The sequence below is a fragment of the Legionella saoudiensis genome (genome assembly GCF_001465875.1).
GTDB lineage: Bacteria > Pseudomonadota > Gammaproteobacteria > Legionellales > Legionellaceae > Legionella > Legionella saoudiensis.
This window is the reverse complement of record NZ_LN901321.1, coordinates 191,743-215,664: the sequence shown is the minus strand read 5'-3', so window position 1 is coordinate 215,664 and position 23,922 is coordinate 191,743. Positions and strand designations below refer to the sequence as shown.

Genomic DNA, 23,922 nt, shown 5'->3' with positions numbered 1-23,922 from the left:
TATGGAAGACACAGGGAGAGATGATGCGACTTATTCAAAATTATATAGATTCAAAACAAAATGAGTTTAAAAAACATCCATTTTTTAAGCTCTTAGAGCAATTAAATAGCCTCGAGGAAATAAGCTATTTTGTTCCAGAATTAACCTTTTGGACTATGACCTTTCAAGACATATTACGGATTAATGAGGAACGTGTTACCGATCCCTACCTAAAAAAAATAGCACGCCATCATCGACATGAAGACGCTGGCCATGACCGCTGGTTCTTGCAAGATAAAAAATATATGGGAACCACCAGCATTAATAAGGCCTGTAATAAAAATGGCGTTAGCTGGCTCTATAGCCGAGATACTCGCGCTACTCGTGATGCAGCTTATGCACTGGTTGCCGAAGTATTTAATGCCAAAAATGACATTATAAATATCGCCCTACTCTTAACCCTTGAATCCTCTGGACATGTATTCTTTGAAAAAGTTTCCGAACAGGTGAGAAAGACTGGCGAAGAAGAGCATTTAAAATACTTTTCTAAAACGCATCTGGAAGTAGAAAAAGCACATGCATTATTTGAAACAGAAATGGAACGTGAATTATTTTCCAGAAAAGTTCCTGTCCACGTACGCCGTGATGCCCTGCAAATGATCGACCGTTGCTATGATGCATTTACTAAAATGTTTGATGGGCTAGTAATCGCCTGCAACCGTAAACTGGAGTTAGCTCAAAAGAGGAACCGAAAACATGCCGCAAACTGTGAACCAGTGGAACACCCAGCATCTAATGCATTGGGAAAAAAAGCCCGAACAAAACATTCTAAGTAATGAGCAGGCGCTTATTCCTTTCGGCCGCGATTTCGGCGGGATGGTACATTCCCAACCCGCTGCGGTCTGTGCGCCGCAAACGCGCGAAGCGCTGCAATCTTTACTTAAGTATGCCCATGAACATCAACTTCCGGTGACTATTCGTGGTAATGGTATGAGCCAAAACGGGCAATCGCTAGCAGCTCCCGGAGGACTAATTCTGGATATGCGGCATTTTAATCAGATAGAGGAACCCGAACATCACTCCATTTGGGTGGAAGCGAATTGCACTTGGGCCGATTTACTTCAGCGCACCTTACCTCATTCCTTAATTCCCTACGTCCTACCCTATAACTGCAACTTATCGATTGGTGGGGTACTTTCAGCCGGTGGAATTGGAGCCTCCTCATTTAAATACGGGAGTGCGATTGCCCATGTACGCGAATTGGAAATTACCCTCGCCAACGGGGAATTAGTCCAGGTAGATAGGCATTCTTCTTTAATGCAGGCATGTTTAGGAGGGCAAGGTCATTTTGGCGTGATAACCCGAGCTCGCATCGCCCTGAGATTATGCAAAAAAACGGTACGAACGTTCTACTTAACTTATCTGGATAAAGAAAGCTGGCTCCATGATTTACATCAATGTCAGAATTATGCGGATTTTGTTGAATCCTTTTGCAGTCCGTCAATACAAGGAGCTAAGCTCACCACCACAGGACGCGCACCCTTCGCTCAATGGCTTTATGCTTTGCACGTTTCAATTGAATACGATCATCATGCACCTGATTTTCATGATCTACCCTTGAAGCCTTGGAAAATTCTTCATACTCAAGATGAAACGATTCACTCCTATTTGCATCGTCATGATGCACGTTTAAATGTTATGAAATTGAGTGGACAATGGGATTTACAACACCCGTGGTATGAATGTTTTATTCCTAAATTTCCTTTAAATAAATTAGAAGATATTTTGGAAACCCTACCCCTTCATTACGCATCATTAGTGCATTTAATTCCCATTGTTAATCGTAAGCCGGTAGGCTTTTTAATGCTTCCTGAGGAACCGCATATTTTTTCGTTTATGATTATTAATCCGGGCTTGCCTAGTGTATTTACTCCAAGTTGCTTGGAAGCCATTAACCATTTAGATGCGCTTTTTTTACCTCTAGGAGGAAAGCGTTATCTCTCTGGATATTTAGGGGAATCAATAAAAAGTGATTATTGGAAGAAGCATTATGGGGCACGATATTCCCAGTGGCTGGAATTAAAGGAACAGTATGATCCTTTGCATATTTTAAGTTCTTATTTATTTAATAAGTGTTCAAAAATAACGGAAACTAATCTATCTTAGGGAACTGGGATAGGTTACCCTCCATAGAGTCACGTTATCCCCAATGATGTCGCGTCCCCTTAAACGATGCCATATCATCCTAAATAATGTCACGGCATCCGGTATGACGTGACTTAAAAAATTAGACGATGGAAACCAGGAGAAATATATGCCGATAAAGCTACTCAAAGGAATACGCCATTTTAAAAATAATGGCTTTCTTGAAAAGCGTGATTTATTTCACTCCTTAATCAAGGGCCAATCTCCAGATACACTTTTAATCACCTGTTCTGATTCCCGGATTGTTCCCTCATACGTCACAAATGCAGATGCCGGCGAGTTGTTTGTTATACGTAACGCAGGAAATATTTTCCCCCCAAAAGTCCCCTACCCTACAGGGGAAAGGGCAACCGCTGAATATGCCGTAAAAGTACTGAATGTGACTGAAATTATTGTTTGTGGGCATTCAGACTGCGGCGCTATGAAAGGGTTGTTAGCTCCTAATCTTGCTGAGAATTTACCACTAGTTGCTGAGTTTCTCGACGCATATGCTCGACCAGCTTTAGAGCGGGTACATAAAAAACATCCAGAAACACAGGATGCAAAACAAAAATTAAAATGCCTTACCGAAGAAAATATCCTCTTACAAATAGAACATTTACATACTCTGGATGTTATTAAAGAACGTTTGGAGGCAAAGAAGCTAAAAATTCATGCCTGGTATTATGATATAGAAGAAGGTGAATTTTTCATTTATGAATCCAGCACCCAATGTTTTCTACCTTATGAACAAGCAGTCGAGAAGCTATTTAATAGCGAGCTCGTACTCAATAAGATGCACGAGATTATCGAAGAAGAAGCAAAAGCATATTCATTGCCAGCTACTGAAGAAGAGTATCGTAAAGTTACAGAGCAACTGAAACTCCTAAAGTTTAAGGGGGAAAATGTAATATGGAATGCAATTCAAACCAAAGTAATCGATAGGCTTTGGCAGGAATTTGGCGAATTATGTGTTGAAGAGGAGGGGAAAAATGACCCTCGATTTGTATCATTACTAAAAAAATGTCCTGAGGTTGCTTTAGGAATGGCAGAAAAATGTCAACAAAATATCTTAAGCTCTCAGGGATATAATAAGACCTGTGTTAATCGAGCGCATACACTGTTACGTACTATTACTTCTTCTAATGATGAGGAATTGGCACCTACTGGTAATTATTACTGTGCTCAATAAATGTAAAATCCTAATTATGCGTTACTGCAGCAAAGCTACGGTTGAATTGTAGCCTTGATGCAGTAACGCGTAATCAAAGTAGCACGGATAGTGTTTTATTGCTCTACTCTTCTAGGCGTCATTAGATGAATCAATTGTTTACGAAAATAAGTAAAAAAGGTTAACGTGATTAACTCCACAAGCTGTGTAGCCATTCTATCAACCCATTTTTCTTCACTTAATTTCCATCCAAGCCATAAACAAGGAACTAATACGGTAATCACTAAAATCACCGTATAATTTGTTCGGTGCAAGCCTAAAGATCGCTTATTTTGGCTTATCAACGCCTGTTGCAGATGAACCCTCTTGTCCATTGCTGCTATTTGCTGGCGTAACCGTTTTCGCGAATTGCTCATCATCCGTATCCTTATTGTGGGAAAAATAGGATCTTGTTTTTTCAAAGCTCATATTTTTCAGATTAAAAGCAAGATACTTTGCCAAGCCCAATAATATTCCCAGATTAAATAAAACGACTAACACAACCGAAAGTAGAAAATTATGAGAAATTACGAAAAACTCATACCCGAGTAATAATGAAATAGAAAACCAAAAAGTTACCAAAACAATAAAGAGCAGGCAGATATTCAGAATTAGCGGGAAGATACTAAGCCCCGCCAATCGTGCCTCCATACACATTACTGAAAACATCGTTTTTACAAGATCAATTCTTGTAGAAACGAGGTCCTCTACCTGCTTTATGACTTCCATCATTTTCTCATAATCTTAGATAATAAGAAGCCAACCCCACCTGCAATTAATATTGAGGTTAATGGGTTTTGTTGTACTTTTTTCAATAATTGATCAGTGCATTCCCTCAGGTTCTCTTCTGCCTCGCAAGCACGATTGATCCCTTCATCACACATTTCATTTGCCCATTTTTTTCCTTCTTTGAGCAACTCACTAGCCGCTTCTGAAACATGCGCTTTTTCACTACGGTTTGCATTATCCATAATAGCTCTCCTGTATTATTTCTAGTGTTTAATATCATTAACTATAGTTAGTAAGGCAATAAAAACAAATAAAATCAAGTAAAAAAAACCTTAATCTCTATTCTGCATTAATGATTATCCCGGGAATAAATCGCCCAATTTCGCTCCACACTCAATGCTTGTTCTGCATAGGCTGCGGCCTCTAAACTGCATTGTTGCTCAAATACCTTACCCATAGAACTTGCTACATACGTGGACGTGGAGTCACCTCCATGCCCATCATAAATCCCCACTAAAAAGGGTTTATTTTTTGTTAAAACTTGTACAGAGACAGAAATATTATCCATTGAACCGGCATGTAATGCCTTATAAGTAAGCAATCGAGCTAATTCTGCTTCGGAACGAGTGCCGGGATTATCAATCGATTGCAACTGCTTCCAAAACCATTGTTCCTGATTTTCTTTTGTTTGGCCAGGAACAGGCTCGGTAAAACCATCACAAGTAGTAATAATCTGCATCTTCATTCCGGTGGCATGCGTCAAGTCACTTGGTGTTATATCAATATGCGCATCATCACAAACACCCGATTCGATAAAATCATAATCCCCCAATGCTCTGGATAATGCTAAAGAACCATTTCGACCCAACAACCGCCCATTGCGTACAAGACCTCGCACTTTAGCCAACCGCTCTTGATCCAGATTAGGATGATGAATGATTTTATTTAATCGTACCACGGAAGCAACATGACCATTGGGGAAATACACCACCGCAAAAACTACCGAATCACCTAAAGTAGCAGTAATTAAATTACCCTCCCCATCATAAACGGTGGTGGATGCGGTGGAGCCGCCAAAACCAGGCTTAAGACAATGCTGATTAATTAATTTATAGCTGGTCCATAAACGATGACCAATATCTTGCGCAGATAATGTATTAAAAAAACCTGCTGGGTACCAAAATGCTACTGCAGCATCCTCTTGAGTTGGACGTAAGCCTTGGATCTCAAATAAGGCAAAATCATGTTCTTTTTTCTCAAAGCAAACCTCAGACTCATCCCTGGGTATAGAAATTAATTCTGCGATTTTCTTCATGGTTACTCCTTAACGCACAGATCGCTCTTTAACTGTTTGATCTGCTGCTCAAGCTCTTGCGTAATCATCTTATAAAATTGATAGTTCAACTCCGACGCCTTGGGTAGATAATTAGTCATGAGGATTGGTGAACCAAAACAAACCGTAACGCTTCCTTTCCTAGGCCAGACTTTTCCTTTAGGTAAGCAATCATAAGCGCCTTCAATGTATGCAGGAATAATAGGAATCTGCAATTCCCATGCCAACATAGCACAGCCACCTTTAAACGGCTGAATTTCGCCGCTCAAAGAACGAGTGGCTTCTGGAAAAATAATTAAATTCTTCTGCGCGTTAATTGCCGTTTTACAGCTACGAATATTATTTAGCATAGCTGCTGATTGGGGGTTGCGATCAAAGGGAATCAGATTAAATAATTTTTTCAATAACCAAAGAGTCAATGAACGGCGCTCATAAAAATAGTCTTTGGCTGCCAATAAAACATAATTATCAAAGCTCCCTCCAGCAGCCACCATCAATGCCAAATTATCTAAATGGCTACTATGATTTGCCGCAATAATAAAAGGTCCATCTTGCGGCAAAAAGGCTTTGCCATGAACTTCAATGTCAAAGCGATTACGAGTAAATCCTGCGATATATTGATGTATTGTGTTACGAATGGGCGATGTTTTAAAGGAAATGGAGGCATTTACTGGTTGCTCAATGAATGAGCTACCAACGCATTTGTCTCGTTTTTGCTTATAGAGAATCGTTTCTGCCAAATCATCTAGAGTGTTCATCTCAATGATTTCATTATCCCCCAGGCGAATACCAAATTTTTTCTCAATTACCGTCAACAGTTCAATTTTTGCTAATGAATCCAAGCCCCAAAACTCGAATGGCGAATCATCAGGGTGCAGATGATGAATAAGATGCAGTAGCTCCTGCTGGATCTTTTGCTTTTGAGTCACTTTGGATCGTAACTCCAACATCATCTTCTCCTCATTACTAATAAGTTATTCCGAAGGTAGTAAGAGATTCCAACCTCTGGCGAGGGGTTCTTGCGAACACCTCACTATCTCAGGATTACCTGGCTCAGCTTTGCCTCAAAGCACACAAAATCGCACATTTTGAAGAATCTTGGATATAGAACTGGAATCATGGATGCTATCAATATAGAAAATTTCTAATGAGCCTTCCAAATAATTTTTCTTACATAATAAGCGCTGAATTTTGCCGCTGGTTGTTTTAGGTACTGCTTTATGTGCCGCAAGCACCACAATATCAGCAGTAATTCCATGCTCTTTTAAAATTCTATTGCGAATTATTTTAATTATCTCGCGGGCCACTTCAGCCTCTACAGGTTGTTTTATTTCCTGCACAACGACCAAATATTCTCGCTCGTTCTCTTCCACAGAAAAAATTGCACAGCAATTTAAGCGTACATTGGGGTGACAATTATGTAGCGTATCTTCTAAATCATGAGGATAATAATTACAGCCACGAATAATAATCAAATCCTTGAGTCGTCCGGTAACATAAAGCGCCCCCTCCGCAAGATAGCCTAAATCACCGGTTCGCAGAAAGGTCCGCTCATCACCAGGAATTTTTGCATGAAAGCAATATTTTGATTCATTAGGTAATTGCCAATAGCCCTGAGTAACACTTTTACTGGTCACCCATATTTCCCCGACTTTGCGTTCAGCACATACCTGTAATGTTTCAGGATTAACAATCACCACGTGAAAATCATCAGCCGGCTTACCACAGTTTACTAGCCGGCGGGCATGAGGATGACTGGCATCGCAATAACGCACCTGTCCTAAGCTTAAAGCCTTATTATCGACTAATTGGCTCTGAACCCCTTCGTTCCGATCTACCGCAGTGACCATTAAGGTTGATTCTGCCAAACCATAACAAGGGTAAAAAGCCTCAGCTTGGAAGCCACAATCTTCAAAAATATGAGCGAATTTTTCTATAGTAGAACAGCGAATCGGTTCAGAACCCGTAGCCGCAATTCGCCAACTACTTAAATCCAAATGACTTTTTTCATCATCAGTAATCTTATCAATGCATAAATCATAAGCAAAATTAGGGGCTCCGGTAATCGTTCCTTTAAAGCGAGACATTGCTTCTAACCAAGAGACTGGGCGTTGTAAAAAAGATAGGGGCGCCATTAATTTTACTGGATAGCCGGTGAAAAGAGGCTGCAAAATGCCCGCGATGAGTCCCATGTCATGATAAGGGGGCAGCCATGAAACACAAATATCATCTTCTGAGGAGCGGTTACGTAATTGCATTACCGCTAAGTTATCTAATAAATTCCCATGACTAACCATCACCCCTTTAGGTTTTCCCGTAGAACCTGAGGTGTATTGTAAAAAAGCCAGAGTATTCTCAGTTATTGATGGCTTATTCCAGCCCGTACATGAATAATCCGACAAGTGATCGGTCACCATAAAGTGCATTTTCTCAAAGTCCCAACCAAGTAATTGACTATGCCGTTCAAAAGAGGGCCCCATCAGGTGAGGAATCATTTTCCCAAGAACTGGCGTTTTATCGATTAACTTTAATATTCTTAACTTCTTAATTTTAATTAAGATTTCCTCTGTAGTTAATGCGATTTTAGCGCCTGAATTTTGAATAATATGGTGCAGTTTGGTCACTAAAGCTTTAGTATTAGGCGGATAAACAGGTATAGCAATGACACCTGCATACAAACAACCAAAAAATGCAGCGATTAACTCCAGACCTGGAGGGTAGATAATAATTACCCGCTCACCAGGTCGTGCGCTCTTTTGCAACAAAATCGCTATTTTTCGTGCTTGTTCTGCCAAGGTTTCAGGCGTTAGAATTCTGTTTTCATCCATAGTTCTATTTAAAAAGGTATATAGAGGAAAATCAGGTTTTGACTGAGCAGTTGCTTCTAATAAGCTCACTAAACTGCTATAACGGCTGTTGCTCATACATCGGTCCCTCGGAGAACAATAAATGGATACAACCATGGTTTAATAGCGTTACTGCTCTTAATTAAAAAACTAGCAAATGATAAATATTTTGTCAAAAAAGACCTGGTTGAAAAAAAAAAAGAATTGATAGCTTCTATTAGCTAGGGATTGGAAAAAAATAAGAGCCTGGTCCAAAATTAAGCATATCTTAAGGATTGGGTCAAATAAGTTTATTTTTTAAGGTACATTTGCATGCTAAAGTTTCTAGCAAAAGTAGGGTTACAACTGAAAAGAGCTACATTTTATTCACTAGATGGATTAAAAGTTGCCTTCAAAGAGGAGTTTGCATTTCGATTGGAGGTTTATGCCAGTTTTATTGCCTTACCTGCCGCCTTCTGGATTGGTAATTCAGCTCTAGAGCGTATTGCCCTGATCAGTTCCTTTTTATCCGTTCCTATTATCGAACTACTCAATTCAGCCGTAGAAACGGCATTAAATCGTATTGATCTAAGCTGGCATGAGTTAACTAAAAAAGCCAAAGATATTGGTTCTGCCGCTGTTCTGCTGGCGATACTCAATGCAATTATCGTATGGCTTATTATTATTTTCCCACACAATTAAATTCTGATGCTGCCATCTATTTTACGTATGATATCTTTAAGAAGCTCCCGGATGAAACTCATTTACCGCTTTACGTCGTGCCTCCAAATTGTCATGCACGGGTTGCATCATAAGCTTGCGCCACAAACTGGGAATAAAGATAATTAAGCTACACACAAAGTACCCATAAGGTAATTGTGGATTAGCCGTACTATCCACGCTCACCTCATAATCACGACCCGGACGCAAATGATGTATGGAATGACGAGGTAACTGGAACAAAAGATAATTAGTTAAAATATAATTGGAATTCCAACAATGCATGGCACTAAACTTTTCATAGCTCCCATTCGACAAGGTAAAACGTTCCAATCCATAATGTTGAATATAGGCCGCACCAAGAATAATTATGCTACTTACAAGCACTACCCCAATGAAATACAATAGTGCAGCATACCCCCAAAGGATGGTTAGAACCAAAGCCAATAATAATGTGCAGAGATTTAGCGTCACTAAGCGATTATGTAAACCCCATAGAAAATATCCTTTGCGACGCATTAATTTCTTTTCGGCCGCAAAAGCGGAGGTGCGTAAACCTACCATCGATTTTAAATAATAGGTATAAAAATTCATCCCATTTGGCGCATGCACATGGTCAGCTGGAGTTCCTGTAATGAAAGGGCCGTGATGAACCAATACGTGCTCCATTGGCGCATGGCCTGTGGCAGTACAAATTAAAACAATATTTCCCATCCAGTTATCTAAAGGATGATTTTTATGTATTAATTCATGTGCAGCACAAAAAGCGATTCCGCCATTAATACCCACCGCAATCATATAGCCAATCGCCTCAAATAAGTACTGGCAATGGCTGGTAGCATAAGCCCCCCAAAAGGTTAAAATAACCTGGCTGATGACTATCCCATACAAAACAATCCGGTAATAAGTATGAGACTCCGTTTCAAGCGCGCAGGGGTTGGTATAATCCTCGCCACAAAGAAATTCGGTTATAGGAAGTAGGATGCTGAAAAAAAATAAGGTGGTATAGCTGACCAGCCCGCCAAACAAAAAACCAATGATCGCAGACAGGGGAAAAATAAAAACCAGTAAATACCAGTAACGACTTTTCATAGGCGGCCTCGTCGCAGAGACATAGTAGAGAGTTTTGTATCATTGATAAAGGTATAACATAAATTTAGAGAAAATAAACTAGGAGCATCATTCGGTACCTAATTGCTGGTAACCAGGCTATACTAAATTTTAAAATATCGTCAAATTACCGTTCCTATGCTATTGTTTTGGATAATAAAAAATCGTCACTAAACAGGAATCATTATGGAAGATTTACTATTCATTAGCATGACCGTACTGTTTTTTATTTTGTGCCTAGGATTGATCAATTTCTACGATAAACTGTCACGGAGTGAGCAATGATTACCTACTTAATTGCAGGGATAATCGCAGTTGTCTTACTGGCCTATCTATTGCTAGTTTTATTTAAGCCAGAGTTTTTTTAAATCGCATAAATAGCTCTTAGAAAGGATTCTATGATTACATTGATAGGTTTATTACAGACCCTCGTTTTTCTTTTAGTCCTATTAGCCCTGGTCAAACCACTAGGCTGGTACATGGCAAAAGTCTATGAGGGAAAACATTTTTGGTTAAATCGCTTTGGCAATCGATTTGAGCTATTCATTTACCGAGCCTGCCGCATTAAAACGAATCAAGCAATGGATTGGAAATGTTATTTAACTGCCATGCTTAGCTTTAATCTCTTTGGCATACTTGCGGTTTATCTCATTCAACGGCTGCAAATTTATCTGCCCTTAAACCCGCAGCAACTTGTCGCTCCCTCTCCTGATTTAGCCTTAAATACCGCAGTAAGTTTTGCTACTAATACCAATTGGCAAGCATACAGCGGTGAAACCACCATGAGCTATTTTACACAAATGTTCGCACTCACCACCCAAAACTTTCTTTCTGCAGCAACAGGTATGTCCATATTGGTTGCTCTAAGCCGAGGTATTTCCCAGCATGAAAGCACGAACTTAGGTAATTTTTGGGTGGATATGGTGCGAAGCATCCTCTATATTCTCCTGCCCTTATCCTTTATCTTTGCTTTAATATTGATCTCCCAAGGCGTCATTCAAAACGTTAAACCCAATCAAACCATCCACCTGGTGCAAACCAGCAGTTATCAGCAACCCCTTATCGATGCATCAGGACACCCCCTTAAAGACAAAAATAATAATATCCAAACCGCAACAAAACCTCTAACGGAACAGACCATCCCCATGGGGCCAGTTGCCTCACAAATTGCTATTAAACAATTAGGCAGCAATGGTGGTGGCTTTTTTAATGTTAACTCCGCTCATCCTTTTGAAAATCCTACTCCTCTAAGTAATTTTTTAGAAATGCTGGCGCTGCTATTAATTCCTGCAGCTCTTTGTTATACCTTCGGCGAAATAGTGCAGGACAAACGCCAAGGTTGGGCTATTCTTGCTGCCATGTTTATTATTTTTATCCCCTTTACCTTCTTAGGCATCATGGCAGAACAACAAGGAAATCCTGCCTTAACCTCCTTGAGTATCAGCCCAAATGCAGTTGCGCGTAGCTATCCTGGTGGAAATATGGAAGGTAAAGAAACTCGTTTTGGCATCACAAGCTCGGTTCTGTGGAGCATAAGCTCTACCGCCTCATCTAATGGCGCGGTCAATTCGATGCTTGACTCCTACACACCTCTAGGCGGATTAATCCCCCTATGGATGATGCATTTAAACGAGGCAATCTTTGGTGGAACCGGATCAGGTTTATATAGCATGTTGATGTTTGTCATTCTTACGGTATTTATCGCCGGTTTAATGGTTGGCCGTACCCCAGAATATTTAGGCAAAAAGATTGAACCCTATGAAATGAAGATGGCATCCATTTCTGTGCTACTTATGCCGCTTATTGTTCTTATCTCAACTGCAATCGCGGTCGTAACTCCAAGCGGATTAAGCGCTATTGCCAACCCCGGAATGCATGGCTTTACCGAGATTCTTTATGCATTCACCTCTATGGGCAATAATAATGGCAGCGCTTTTGCAGGGCTTAATACCAATACTCCGTTCTATAATTTACTGGGTAGTCTCATCATGTTGATTTCGCGTTACTGGATTGCCATACCTACGATCGCACTTGCTGGCTCTCTAGCGCAAAAAAAGATAATTCCTCAAAGCACAGGGACCTTGGCCACCCATACCCCACTGTTTATTATTCTGCTTATTTGCATCATTTTTCTGGTAGGCGCCCTTTCATTTTTGCCGGCCTTAGCACTGGGGCCAATTGTGGAGCATTTAACCTTATGGGGACATTATGGATCTTAAAATGCATCGTTTCTCCTTTTGGGGTAGTGATATTGTAAAGCTCGCCATACGTGCTTCATTTTTAAAATTAACCCCCCAATACCAGATCCGTAACCCTATTATGTTTACGGTTTATATCGCCTCACTATTAACGACTGCCTTATTTATTCAATCATGGTGGGGTCAAGGGGAGGCGGCTCCTAGTTTTATATTAACAATCACTTTATGGCTGTGGTTTACCCTACTTTTTGCTAATTTTGCAGAAAGTATGGCGGAAGGACGTGGAAAAGCTCAAGCCGAAGCATTAAGAAAAGCTCGCCATGAAATTCAGGCAAAAAAATTAGCAAAGCCTAAAAAAGATGCAGCCATTACCCATGTCCGCTCAGGCTGTTTACGGGCTGGCGATATTGTATTAGTAGAAGCTGGCGATTTTATTCCCAGCGACGGGGAAGTGATTGAAGGAATTGCCTCGGTCAACGAAAGTGCTATTACTGGTGAAAGTGCGCCAGTAATTCGTGAAAGTGGTGGCGACCGTAGCGCCGTTACCGGAGGTACCCAGGTAATTTCTGATTGGCTAGTTATTCGCATTACCTCCAATCCGGGGGAAACATTTTTAGATCAAATGATTTCCCTGGTTGAAGGAGCACAACGACAAAAAACACCTAATGAATTAGCGCTCACCATTTTGCTTGCAGCGTTAACGATTGTATTTCTTTTGGTTTGTGCCACGCTTCTTCCTTTTTCTATTTACAGCGTTACCAGCGCGGGCTCTGGTAAAGTAATCAGTATCACCGTTTTAGCCGCTCTTTTTATTTGTCTTGCGCCAACCACCATCGGCGGCTTACTCTCAGCCATTGGTATTGCCGGCATGGATCGCATGATTCAAGCCAATATTATTGCCATGTCCGGACGCGCGGTAGAAGCTGCAGGCGATGTGGACATATTACTGCTCGATAAAACCGGTACAGTGACCTTAGGTAATCGCGAAGCCATTGAGTTTATTCCTCTGGAAGGCATTACCCTGGAAACACTCGCTGATGCAGCGCAACTGTCTTCACTGGCGGATGAAACCCCTGAGGGGCGAAGTATTGTTATTTTAGCTAAAGAACAATATGGCTTGCGTGGACGTGATATTAGCGAGTTAAAAGCAAGTTTTATCCCTTTTACCGCCGAAACCCGGATGAGCGGTGCTAATTTGCCAGGAAGACAAATTAGGAAAGGAGCCACCCAAGCAATTGAATGGTATTTGCAAGAAATTAATGGCAATTTCCCTCAGGAAGCACATCAAATTGTTGAGCAGGTTTCCCGTCAGGGAGGAACTCCTTTAGTCGTTCTGGAAAATAAACAAGTTTTAGGCATTATTCATCTTAAAGATATTATCAAAGGAGGCATTCGGGAACGCTTTGCCGAATTACGCCGTATGGGTATTAAAACCATTATGGTTACCGGAGATAATCCCTTAACCGCCGCAGCCATTGCAGCAGAAGCGGGTATCGATGACTTTTTAGCGAATGCCAAACCAGAAGAAAAGCTTAAACTGATTCGCCAATTGCAAACAGAAGGTCATTTGGTTGCCATGGCTGGAGATGGCACCAATGATGCTCCTGCCTTAGCTCAGGCAGATGTTGCCGTAGCGATGAATTCAGGTACGCAAGCCGCCAAAGAAGCAGGAAACTTAATTGATTTAGATTCTAATCCCACAAAGTTAATCGAGGTCGTAGAAATTGGCAAACAATTGTTAATGACTCGTGGCTCGCTAACTACATTTAGTATTGCCAATGATGTCGCTAAATATTTTGCTATCTTACCGGCCGCATTTGCTAGCACCTACCCTACCTTAAATAATCTAAATATTATGCAGCTTAGCACTCCTGAAAGCGCCATATTGTCTGCAGTGATTTTTAATGCCCTCATTATTATCTTTCTAATCCCTCTAGCCTTACGGGGAGTGAAATATCGCCATGTAGAAGCAGCCAAGCTCTTACGCAATAATGTTTTAGTGTATGGCTTAGGTGGATTAATTGTTCCTTTTATCGGCATAAAACTCATCGACTTGATTTTAACGGCACTAAAGGCAATACACCTAAGCCCAATTTAATATTAAGGACTCGCCATGTTAAAAGAAGCAATAAATCAAATGAAAACCGCATTGATACTGCTTATTTTACTCAGCATTTTAACAGGCTTTATTTATCCACTCACCGTAACAGGACTAGCCCAGATTTTTTTCCCTTGGAAAGCCAATGGCAGCTTAATAAAACAAAATAATCAATTTGTTGGCTCAAAACTAATAGGACAACCATTCTCCGATGCACGTTATTTTTGGGGTCGCCCTTCTGCCACAGCACCATATGCCTATAATGGCGCGGCATCCTCTGGATCCAACCTCAGTTCTTCAAATCCTAATTTTTTGTCTATAGTAAAAGAAAGGATGATGCACTTAAAGCAAGTGGATCCACAAAATGAGCAAGCAGTACCTATTGATTTAGTGACCGCCTCAGGTAGTGGTCTTGACCCCGAGATTAGCCCCTATGCTGCCAATTACCAAGTGCCACGAATTGCCAAAATACGTAAGCTTCCTGAAGCAGATGTCTATCAATTAGTGGAACAATACAGCAAATTAAGAACATGGCGAATCTTAGGCGAGCCGCGTGTGAATGTTTTGGAGTTAAATATTGCCTTAGATAATTTAAGGAGCAGTAATGCCCCAAAGTCGCCCTAACCCGGATCATTTATTACAGCGAATAACGGAAGAAGAACGTCAAGAACATCATGGAAAACTCAAAATTTATTTAGGCGCCTCACCTGGTGTTGGAAAAACCCATGAGATGCTCCATGATGCCTATGAAAAAAAACAGCAAGGGCTTGATGTAGTTATTGGAATTGCCGAATCCCATGGGCGAGAAGAAATAGAAAGTTTTCTGCATAATTTTGAGATTATCCCGCGCAAACCTGTACCTTATCGCGAGAAAACTTATGACGAATTTGATCTTGATGCGGCCCTCCAACGTCATCCTGGGTTAATTTTAGTAGATGAGTTGGCTCACACTAATACTCCTGGGTTACGCCATGCCAAACGCTGGCAAGACATTAAAGAGCTTTTAGAGCGCGGTATTGATGTCTATACCACCTTAAACATACAACACATTGAAAGCTTAAAAGATGATGTAGCACAAATTATTCATGCTCCAATTATCGAGACAGTTCCCGATTCCATGATTGAACGCGCCGATACCATTGAGTTGGTTGACCTACCTCCGGAAGACTTATTAAAAAGATTACAAGAAGGGAAAATATATATTCCCCAACAAGCAGAGTTCGCCCGTGAACATTTTTTTCGTAAAGGTAATTTAATCGCTTTACGCGAATTAGCATTACGCGTCACGGCTGAACGAGTAGGTTCCGATGTTTTATGGTACCGACATGGAGAGGGCGTTAAAGAGATTTGGCCCATAAAAGACAAAATACTGGTTTGCGTCGGCCCTAATCCCGAAACGATGAAACTAATTCGCGCGGCAAAAAAATTAGCTACGCACCTGCAAGCAGAATGGGTCGCTGTTTATATTGATATACCACAAAAAAATAGTGGAGCACGCGGGCAGGCAATTAAAAATTTACGTTTAGCCGAACTGTTAGGTGCACAAACTCACGTGCTGTCCGGATTTGATATTGTCAAAGAAATATTACGTTTTGCCCATGAGCAAAACATCACTCAAATTATGATTTGGAAACATATCAGAACCCGTATTCGCGATTGGTTTTATAGAAATTTGACAGATGAAATTGTACGCCAAAGTGGGGATATTGATATATATATTATTACTGGGCATAACTCAAAATCAGCATCCCCAAAAACCAAAGCTCCTCTGCGAAAACGTCCCTGGAAAGTTTATGGCTTAGCCGTCGTGGTTCTACCGCTGATAACCTTATTCAACTTTGCCTTAGAACCCTATCTGGACACGGTAAATCTTATTATGATTTACTTGCTAGGTGTTACCTTCATCTCCTTATGTGGACGTCGAGGCCCTGCACTCTTTGCTTCCTTATTTAGCGTTATTATGTGTGATTATTTTTTCATATCGCCACGCTACAGTTTTGCAATCAGCGACATCCAGTTTTTTATTACTCTGATAATTATGCTTGTAGTGTCACAAACGATTAGCTATTTAACCATTCTCCTTCGTCATCAGGAAGAGTCTTCTCGCTTTACGCAACACCAAACAACTGCCTTATATGCGTTTAGTCGTCAACTTATTCGTTCGCGTAGCATTAAAAAGCTACTAAACTTTGGTGTAGAGTATATTGCTCATACCTTTGATAGTGATGTTATGGCATTGATGCCTAAAAAAAATCAACTCGCAGTCCAAGTTAGTTTTCCCGCTTCAATGAGGCTTGATGCAAAAGAACAAAGCATTGCTCAATGGGTTTTTGACATGGGGCAACCTGCAGGAATGGGTACTGATACCCTGTCTTTATCTAAGGCACTTTATTTGCCATTAGCCAGCGCCTCCGGAGTAATTGGCGTATTAAGAGTGCAATCTAAAGATCAACAGTTGTTTACTCCAGAACAACGTGGATTACTCGATTCTTATGTAAATCAAATGTCACTGGCTTTAGAAATTGATCTGTTACATGAAAAAAATCGCAAAAAAGAATTGGAAATGGAGCGAGATCGCGCCCGCATCTCCTTATTGACATCAATTTATCATGATTTGAGTTTCCCACTCAAAAGTGTGACAAATGTCATAAACGGCTTAAAAAACAATCGTAAAGCGAAGCTAAGTGTTATTGAAAGCAACATGGACCATGAGATAAATAAATTAAATCACTTAAACAATAATCTCTATCAAATGATTTGTCTGGAAACCGAAGGAGTTAACCTGAAAAAAGCGCTCTGCTCTTTAGAAGAAATTATCGAAGCAGCTCTCAAAATCTCCAGTGAGCTTTTTGAAAAAAGACCCATAAAATTAACCATACCCGAACATATGCCCTTAATTAATGTAGATGCGCAATACATTCAAGAAGTACTCATGCACCTGCTCGATAATGCCATTAAATTTTCCGATCCTAAATCACAAATTCGCCTTTCTGCGCAAATTACAACCATCAATCTGATTGTAAGTATTGAAAACATGGGGCTGGAAATTGATGCTGCAGAGCAAGATGAATTATTTAAAAAATTCTATCGCAGTAAAGAGGCTTTGGAGGAGCATGGTTTAGGTTTAGGCTTATCAATCTGCGAGAAAATAATTTCAGCGCATCAAGGCACAATCTGGGTGGAAAATCTTCCCAGCAAGGGAGCTGTTTTTCGTTTTGCATTACCGATAAAATAGCCAGCCAGCTGTATTGCTAAAAGTTAGACTATACTTTTTATATCTCCTTGCTTTAATTGGCTTGCTAATTAAATCATGAAAAAAAATTTTCTCTTGGCTATAGCAATGAGTGTTACATCCTTTGTCTTTGCCTCCACAATCGAGGAAAATTCTGTGTTTCATAGCGAAATAACCCCCATTCCAGCAACAATTGCAACGCAAATGCAACACTATACTTGGCATGAAGGCTGCCCTGTGCCACTGGAACAGTTAGCTTATATCCAACTCAGCTATTGGGGGTTTGATAATAAACCACATACAGGAAAACTGATTGTCAATCAAGAACTGGCACAGGAAGTCGTTGCTATTTTTAAAGAGCTCTATCAGCATCACTTCCCCATTCAGCGTATGGAACTGATGGATGCTTTTTATGGTGATGATGCAGCCTCGATGGCGGCCAATAATACTTCTGCTTTTAATTGCCGCGAAGTTACTGGGCGTGCGGGAGAGTATTCTCAGCATAGCTACGGTCGTGCCATTGACATTAACCCATTAATGAATCCATACGTTAAAGGCCATATTGTATTACCGCCTGAAGGAACAGCGTACATTGATCGTACTCAACCCGCTCCAGGGCAAATTGTTAAGGGAGATATTGTATATCAACTCTTTACGCAACAGGGCTGGGATTGGGCTGGTGACTGGTTTGACTTACAGGATTATCAGCATTTTGAAAAAAGGGCGCATGGAAAAAAACGCAATCCTTATGGGTATGGCTTCTAAAGTCCCCTTTTATTTATAAGCGGGGGCCCTCGCCCGTACTTCATTAGGATGACGTCTTTTTAATTAAGAATGTGTAAAGGTATTATCGCTAATAAATTTATTAAGATCCTCAAACTGCTGTTCTTCAATATAAACCTCCTGGCGCACATCTTGAACCAAAGTCAATTTATTCAACTTTTGATATAGCTCTTCTACCTTTTCATGACGGCCCTTACCAAAAAAGTGCAAGCGACTATAATAATTTGCCCAGCTATTTTCCGTTTTTAGGCGTCCTAACTCCTTTAATTCACATAGTTTTTCTATAGGCGACTTATCGGAGTTTAAAATCTTAAGAATATCAGCGATACCTGAACTATTGCTGCCTCGGAATTTGTTTACATCCCCCAAAATCTGAGCATGATGATTAAAGCAATTTAAAGCGCGTTCCAATTTTTGGTTTTCGTCGCGCAATTTAGCAATCGCTGTATCTAAGAAAGGATAGGGATAATCCTCTTCATCAAAATCAGCTACCCGGTTTTCATTGACCAACCGGCATGCCAATTCATAGTGAGACTTAGGCTTTTTAGTCAATTGCGATAACGACTGATAAATTTCCTCTTTCGTGCGAATTATAGCTCGATTAAATAAATTGCTTGCTGGCCAGGCGACATTAAACTTACTTGCCTTATTAGGTTCTAAACTATGCTTTTCTTTTAATAAATGCAAATGCAAATAATTGTTCTCAAGACATTCGAATTCTTTCGTTAATAAAAGCCAATCGTCTTTAAATTTAGCATAGGCATCCATCCGGCCCCGAAGTGAATTAAAAAATTTACTGATCACATTAATCGTTGGACGCTGCTCAGGGCTTGGGGAGTGCATTTTATTAATTAAGGTTTTAATGTCATTTAACAAAAATGGATCCACACCCGAAACATCATAATCAGAAAATATGTCATCTAAATTATAGGGTGCATTAACAATAAGTTGGGAGAGTGAATATGCTTCCTTATTACGAAGAGTGTTCTTACAACCAAAAACTTCCGCAAGAACTCCTGCCAAAGAATACATATCCGACGCATAACTATACTCTGCGCCAGCAAGTACCTCAGGAGCCATATAACCTAGAGTTCCTACAACAAGAGCACTGCGATTTTCTAGTTTTTTCGCCAAACCAAAATCAATAAAAATAATTTGAAATTGCCCTGCGGGAATACGGCGCTGAGTATCTTCAGGAATTTCTTTATAACAAATATTTGCCGGCTTAAGATCACGATGCACTATTCCCCGTTGCTGAAGAATGGACATTTCATTGGTAATACGTAAGGCAACCTCCACGCGCATCATAAAAGGGAAAAGCGCATCTTCCGGTTTAAAAGGTAATAATTTATCAAGGCTAGGACCACAATCTTCAACCACGGTAATTACTTCCTGCTTCGTATCGATAACAGAGCTTACTCGGACGTGCTGCTGTCGTTGAAAATGAGCTTCATACAGTGTACTTTTCACTAGCTCGTCATGGGTAATGGAGCGCGAACCAACGTGTTGTATTTTCGCAATATCATTCGTTGCAGTAACCTCTGCCTGATAATCATGTTTCGTTTTCGTTAGAGTAATTTTATATTTTGACTTATAAGACACGCCAAACTCGCCTTGACCTACGGGCTCTGGCTCTAAAATATGCCATTGATTAGCTGCAGATTTAACCAATTGATGGCTAAATACGAACTCATCTTTAGCAATTTTTATTGATAAAGAAACTGGGGGCAACAATTTAGTTTTATTGCTTTCATACAAAAATTTTGCGATCTTTTTATCTAAGAAAAATGGGGTTGTTTGCTGATTAGCTAATAAACTTAGATCAATAAAAGGCATTCTTTGTCTACCGAAGCTCAGAATAGGCGCGATTTTACGTTAAAAATGTGATCATTAATATATCTAATATTATTCTTTTTGCTCTTATTAATAAATTACAGAGTAAAATTACAAATTTACTTACGAGAACCACAGATTCAGGTTAAAATAGGCTCCCAAGTAAATGAAGTATTAGAAGCTCTCAACGCCATGCCCAATTCACTAATTCGAACTAAACTAATCTCTTGCGTTGTTCCGGTTTATAATGAAGAAACCATTATTGCCGAGTTTATTGCCGCACTCGATGCCACCCTCAAGCAACTTACGTATACTTATGAAATAGTGCTTGTTGATGATGGCAGCCAAGATAATACTCAAGCAATTATTCAACAATTAAGAACCAAATATTCTTTTCGCTATCTACGCTTTAGCCGTAATTTTGGTAAGGAGAAAGCGATTAGTGCAGGATTGGATCATGCCCGTGGTGATGCCGTAATTTTAATGGATGGGGACTTCCAACACCCACTCGAACTATTAGGTGAGTTTGTGGCCAAATGGGAAGAAGGCTATGATATGGTTTATGCAGTACGCCAGAATCGCTCCGATGAATCCTGGCTAAAACGTACTTGTGCAAAAACCTTTTATCAATTCACTTCCCGAATAAACCGCGTCAATATTCCGGCAAATGCCGGGGATTTCCGTTTATTAGACCGCAAAATAGTGGATGGCTTGCAAAAATTACCCGAACGAAACCGTTTTATGAAAGGCTTATACAGTTGGGTAGGCTTTAAACAAGTAGCGGTTCCCTTTGAGGTGCAACCACGTAAAGCAGGCTCCTCTCAGTGGAACTTTTATTCCCTACTTGATTTGGCCATTACGGGCATCACCTCATTCACCGCATTTCCACTGCGGTTAATTGCACTTGGAGGTATTGGGGTTGCGACCTTAGCAATACTTTATGCTGCCTGGATCATTATAAGCACCTTAATTTTCGGTATTAAAACACCAGGTTGGGCTACGATAGTCACCGCAATTACCTTTTTTGGTGGTTTACAACTTTTTGCTTTAGGGGTGGTCGGCGAATATATAGGACGGGTCTTTGATGAAGTAAAACATCGACCACATTATATTATTGATGAGGAAGCCAGTTTTGATGAAAGCGCAACTTAAGTTAAAGCACCGGCTGGTTTATTACGCAGGAATTGGGGCTACTGCGGCTGCAACCCATCTGAGCATTGTTTTTTTACTGGTAAATTTTGCGCACACACATGCGCTTATAGCCAATATTTTTGCCTTTTTTACTGCATTTAATGTTAGTTTCTTTGGTCACAAATATCTGACTTTTTCACAACTGCATGACCAAAAGGTACTAAGCCTACCTCATTTTTTTTTGGTAGCAGCTTCCGCTGGGGTAATTAATGAGGGGCTTTATTTTCTCGTGCTACGCTATACTCATTTAAATTACCTATTGGCCCTAGGTTTGGTTTTATTTTTAGTTTCCGCTTACAGCTTCATCCTATCAAGATATTGGGCCTGTCGCTAACATTCCATTCACTACCTCTACCGGCTCGCGAATAACCAGCCGGGTTCCTGACATTTCTTTTATCTTAGGTAAAATCGACTCGACGCGCTCGGCGGTATCAATAAATTGGACCACCAAGGGTAAATGAGCGCCAATATCTACAAACGATGCCGTTTCAACAGGCTTCATATAAGTAAAACCGGCAATGGCACGTAATACAGTCCCACCAGCAATCCCTTCCTCATCCAACATAGACATAAGCTCTAAATGCAAAGGACGATGCTTCCATTTATCTGATTCATTAATGTAGATAGAAACCTTCATACAATTCATCGCGTATCCTTACGTTAAGCTCCATGTTTTAATTGCCACGCTAAATTGCTCGCGCAAGAATCACTCCCGCAATTACGGCAATGAGGCAAAAAAGATTATTGCAAATAAAATTCATAGCAGCAAGGCCATAACTCCCCTGTTCAATTAAGGCATAGGTTTCATAGCTAAAGCTCGAAAAGGTAGTATAAGCACCACAAAATCCAACAGCAACAAAAGCACGCCATTTAGGGTCTAGTTCCATTCGTCCGAAGCTCCAAGCCAGAAAAAAACCTAAGATGAAACTTCCGGTTAAATTTACGATAAACGTTCCATAAGGAACATCCGCAGACAAATAGCGTAACGAGAAACGATTCACCAAATAACGCAAATTAGCGCCAATAATCGCGCCCATAGAGATCCATAAAATATCAACCAAGATGTCCCTTCCTATTCATTGCGATATCTTTTACACATCTATACGCCTGCGACGTAAAAAGATGTCATAGAGACAGCGCTTTATTCCTGGGTCTATTTAGCCCCATATTCTGGTTTTCAGTAGGTAGTATAAAAAATAATGTAAAACATCTCACTGATTTTTTATCTAAAAATAAAAAGATATCCATAAAATTAAAAGCTTGCATCTAAATAAAGTCTCGTATAACCTCCCTAAACGGCCATTGCCTTACCAGTTAAGAAATAGCCCTCCTTGGTCAAGAACCCCGTAGACCGATGGAATTTTTATTCTTTTATTATCAGGATAGATTAGGATTTCTAATGAAACATTTCATTAAATTTGGATTTATAGTAGGGCTAACCATAAGCTCCAAAGCGTTTAGTTTAGACCCGGTTCAAGGTATTTATTTGGGGCTTTTTGGACAAATCAGTCGTACGATTTCCAATCCCAACCTTACTTTCAATATTAATAATAGCCAGTTCTCGTTCTCAGGCACAAATCCTATTACGTTAAGCCCTATTGGCGGAGGCGCGGGGTTTTCTCTTGGATACCGCATAAATACCGTACGCTTGGAAGGACAATTTCTTTTTAATATTAATAATTATGGGGAATTAAAAGTTGGCTCATGTACTTTAATTAGTCCTAATGTTATGGGACCAGAAGGAACCTGTCCTGCAATTATAAGTAATGACCAAGGTATTGGCTTGGGTTTTAATGGAAATACCACCGGTATTTATGGCATGTTTAACGTATTTTATGATTTTCTTTCCAGTGATCCAAACGTGAAGATGTTTCCCTATATTGGCGTTGGTTTAGGGGGAGCAATCATCAAAAACAAAGCCAATTTCACAAGTAATCAATATAATGCTTTAGGCAGTACGTTTTCTACAACGATAAGCACCTCAAATAATGGTTTTGCTGCGCAAGGAATTATAGGAATTGGTTCTTATTTGGATGATTTTGCAACCATTGGTATGGATATCCGCTATACCTCAGCGTTTAAGCCGAATAATAATAATTCAACTACTAGTAGCTCAGGATCCAGTAATCAACTTGGGATTGTAACGCTTAACTTTACGGGTACATATGCTCTTGATAAAGGGAGTGATTAACTAAATTAATTACCCAACAGGAGTAGCCTGGTTGCAAGCACCAGGCTACGGTGCCTCGTACTCGGTTTAAGCTTTTTCTTTCACCTGCTCCTTCCCTGTTTCCTTTTTATCCTTTTGCGCAACAGAATCCACCCGCTTTTTCTCCGTACGATAATCTTTAGCTAATTGGCAATACAACTTACGCAGCTCCGGGGTCGTATCCTCGCGGCATAATTTTTGCAATCGAGATAAGGTTTCCTCATTAGGTGCTTCCTTACCCACAGCAAGCAGGGGAATGCAAAAAAGCATCAACAATAATATTCTCAT

At 40.2% G+C, this 23,922-nt stretch carries 23 protein-coding genes; 13 read left to right on the top strand and 10 right to left on the bottom strand.

From position 1 onward, the window contains the following. The first annotated feature begins 23 nt into the window (after nt 1–23). The 3 genes from BN3124_RS03340 (at nt 24) to BN3124_RS03330 (ending at nt 3,355) form a co-directional block, all read left to right on the top strand. Nucleotides 24–815: a hypothetical protein gene (locus BN3124_RS03340; protein ID WP_058533453.1), complete on the top strand. Its 792-nt coding sequence runs from the start codon at nt 24–26 to the stop codon at nt 813–815. Further along, nucleotides 736–2,145: an FAD-binding protein gene (locus tag BN3124_RS03335; protein WP_058533452.1), complete on the top strand. Its 1,410-nt coding sequence runs from the start codon at nt 736–738 to the stop codon at nt 2,143–2,145. Before BN3124_RS03340 ends, BN3124_RS03335 begins: the two co-directional genes overlap by 80 nt. A gap of 148 nt (nt 2,146–2,293) precedes the next feature. Next, nucleotides 2,294–3,355: a carbonic anhydrase gene (locus BN3124_RS03330; protein WP_058533451.1), complete on the top strand. Its 1,062-nt coding sequence runs from the start codon at nt 2,294–2,296 to the stop codon at nt 3,353–3,355. Between the two features lie 95 nt (nt 3,356–3,450). Here the strand turns inward: BN3124_RS03330 and BN3124_RS03325 are convergent, their stop codons facing one another. The 5 genes from BN3124_RS03325 to BN3124_RS03300 all read right to left on the bottom strand — a co-directional run bounded on the left by BN3124_RS03325 (nt 3,451) and on the right by BN3124_RS03300 (nt 8,359). Then, nucleotides 3,451–3,753, bottom strand: coding sequence for a hypothetical protein (locus BN3124_RS03325; RefSeq protein WP_155522660.1), 303 nt, complete (start codon nt 3,751–3,753; stop codon nt 3,451–3,453). A gap of 348 nt (nt 3,754–4,101) precedes the next feature. Further along, nucleotides 4,102–4,344 carry a hypothetical protein gene (locus BN3124_RS03315; protein WP_058533448.1) on the bottom strand — a complete coding sequence of 81 codons (243 nt, stop codon included), beginning with the start codon at nt 4,342–4,344 and terminating at the stop codon, nt 4,102–4,104. A 107-nt stretch (nt 4,345–4,451) separates the two neighbouring features. Then, entirely contained in the window at nt 4,452–5,417 is a 966-nt protein-coding gene (locus BN3124_RS03310; RefSeq protein ID WP_058533447.1) for a PP2C family serine/threonine-protein phosphatase, read from the bottom strand. 2 nt (nt 5,418–5,419) lie between these two features. Continuing rightward, nucleotides 5,420–6,388 carry a 1-acyl-sn-glycerol-3-phosphate acyltransferase gene (locus tag BN3124_RS03305; RefSeq protein ID WP_078061463.1) on the bottom strand — a complete coding sequence of 323 codons (969 nt, stop codon included), beginning with the start codon at nt 6,386–6,388 and terminating at the stop codon, nt 5,420–5,422. A gap of 111 nt (nt 6,389–6,499) precedes the next feature. Further along, complete coding sequence (locus BN3124_RS03300) at nt 6,500–8,359, bottom strand: fatty acyl-AMP ligase (protein WP_058533445.1); 1,860 nt, start codon at nt 8,357–8,359, stop codon at nt 6,500–6,502. Nucleotides 8,360–8,593: 234 nt separating this feature from the next. On the opposite strand from BN3124_RS03300, the gene BN3124_RS03295 reads away from it, so the two are divergent. After that, nucleotides 8,594–8,962 (top strand): diacylglycerol kinase, encoded by a 369-nt coding sequence (locus tag BN3124_RS03295; protein ID WP_058533444.1) that lies wholly within the window; start codon nt 8,594–8,596, stop codon nt 8,960–8,962. A 36-nt stretch (nt 8,963–8,998) separates the two neighbouring features. Here the strand turns inward: BN3124_RS03295 and BN3124_RS03290 are convergent, their stop codons facing one another. Beyond that, the gene (locus BN3124_RS03290) at nt 8,999–10,072 is read right to left on the bottom strand and encodes a fatty acid desaturase (RefSeq protein ID WP_058533443.1); all 1,074 of its coding nucleotides are present in this window, start codon (nt 10,070–10,072) and stop codon (nt 8,999–9,001) included. Between the two features lie 299 nt (nt 10,073–10,371). Here BN3124_RS03290 and BN3124_RS17525 point away from each other — a divergent pair, with 299 nt between their 5' ends. The 6 genes from BN3124_RS17525 to BN3124_RS03265 all read left to right on the top strand — a co-directional run bounded on the left by BN3124_RS17525 (nt 10,372) and on the right by BN3124_RS03265 (nt 18,383). Next, nucleotides 10,372–10,458 (top strand): potassium-transporting ATPase subunit F, encoded by an 87-nt coding sequence (locus BN3124_RS17525; RefSeq protein WP_078061462.1) that lies wholly within the window; start codon nt 10,372–10,374, stop codon nt 10,456–10,458. 30 nt (nt 10,459–10,488) lie between these two features. Next, nucleotides 10,489–12,309: a potassium-transporting ATPase subunit KdpA gene (gene kdpA, locus BN3124_RS03285; protein WP_230849057.1), complete on the top strand. Its 1,821-nt coding sequence runs from the start codon at nt 10,489–10,491 to the stop codon at nt 12,307–12,309. After that, on the top strand, nt 12,299–14,386 hold the full coding sequence (gene kdpB / locus BN3124_RS03280; RefSeq protein ID WP_058533442.1) for a potassium-transporting ATPase subunit KdpB: 2,088 nt from the start codon (nt 12,299–12,301) through the stop codon (nt 14,384–14,386). The genes kdpA and kdpB overlap by 11 nt, the downstream gene beginning before the upstream one ends. Before the next feature lie 15 nt (nt 14,387–14,401). Continuing rightward, the gene (kdpC, locus tag BN3124_RS03275; protein WP_058533441.1) at nt 14,402–15,010 is read left to right on the top strand and encodes a potassium-transporting ATPase subunit KdpC; all 609 of its coding nucleotides are present in this window, start codon (nt 14,402–14,404) and stop codon (nt 15,008–15,010) included. Continuing rightward, nucleotides 14,991–17,621 (top strand): sensor histidine kinase, encoded by a 2,631-nt coding sequence (locus BN3124_RS03270; RefSeq protein ID WP_058533440.1) that lies wholly within the window; start codon nt 14,991–14,993, stop codon nt 17,619–17,621. The genes kdpC and BN3124_RS03270 overlap by 20 nt, the downstream gene beginning before the upstream one ends. A gap of 105 nt (nt 17,622–17,726) precedes the next feature. Then, entirely contained in the window at nt 17,727–18,383 is a 657-nt protein-coding gene (locus BN3124_RS03265; RefSeq protein WP_058533439.1) for a M15 family metallopeptidase, read from the top strand. A gap of 63 nt (nt 18,384–18,446) precedes the next feature. On the opposite strand, the gene BN3124_RS03260 is transcribed toward BN3124_RS03265, so the two are convergent. Beyond that, on the bottom strand, nt 18,447–20,237 hold the full coding sequence (locus BN3124_RS03260; protein ID WP_058533438.1) for a protein kinase domain-containing protein: 1,791 nt from the start codon (nt 20,235–20,237) through the stop codon (nt 18,447–18,449). Nucleotides 20,238–20,426: 189 nt separating this feature from the next. Between BN3124_RS03260 and BN3124_RS03255 the strand changes: the two genes are divergently transcribed. After that, nucleotides 20,427–21,386: a glycosyltransferase family 2 protein gene (locus tag BN3124_RS03255; RefSeq protein WP_058533655.1), complete on the top strand. Its 960-nt coding sequence runs from the start codon at nt 20,427–20,429 to the stop codon at nt 21,384–21,386. Beyond that, entirely contained in the window at nt 21,370–21,759 is a 390-nt protein-coding gene (locus tag BN3124_RS03250) for a GtrA family protein (RefSeq protein ID WP_058533437.1), read from the top strand. The genes BN3124_RS03255 and BN3124_RS03250 overlap by 17 nt, the downstream gene beginning before the upstream one ends. Here BN3124_RS03250 and BN3124_RS03245 read toward each other — a convergent pair. Beyond that, entirely contained in the window at nt 21,736–22,071 is a 336-nt protein-coding gene (locus tag BN3124_RS03245) for a DUF190 domain-containing protein (protein ID WP_058533436.1), read from the bottom strand. The two genes, BN3124_RS03250 and BN3124_RS03245, sit on opposite strands and share 24 nt — an antisense overlap. A 40-nt stretch (nt 22,072–22,111) precedes the next feature. After that, nucleotides 22,112–22,486 carry a fluoride efflux transporter CrcB gene (gene crcB / locus BN3124_RS03240; RefSeq protein ID WP_058533435.1) on the bottom strand — a complete coding sequence of 125 codons (375 nt, stop codon included), beginning with the start codon at nt 22,484–22,486 and terminating at the stop codon, nt 22,112–22,114. A gap of 338 nt (nt 22,487–22,824) precedes the next feature. Here crcB and BN3124_RS03235 point away from each other — a divergent pair, with 338 nt between their 5' ends. After that, complete coding sequence (locus BN3124_RS03235) at nt 22,825–23,616, top strand: outer membrane beta-barrel protein (RefSeq protein WP_058533434.1); 792 nt, start codon at nt 22,825–22,827, stop codon at nt 23,614–23,616. A gap of 66 nt (nt 23,617–23,682) precedes the next feature. Here BN3124_RS03235 and BN3124_RS03230 read toward each other — a convergent pair whose 3' ends face one another. Further along, a complete protein-coding gene (locus BN3124_RS03230) occupies nt 23,683–23,922 on the bottom strand; it encodes a hypothetical protein (protein WP_058533433.1) in 240 nt (79 codons plus the stop codon).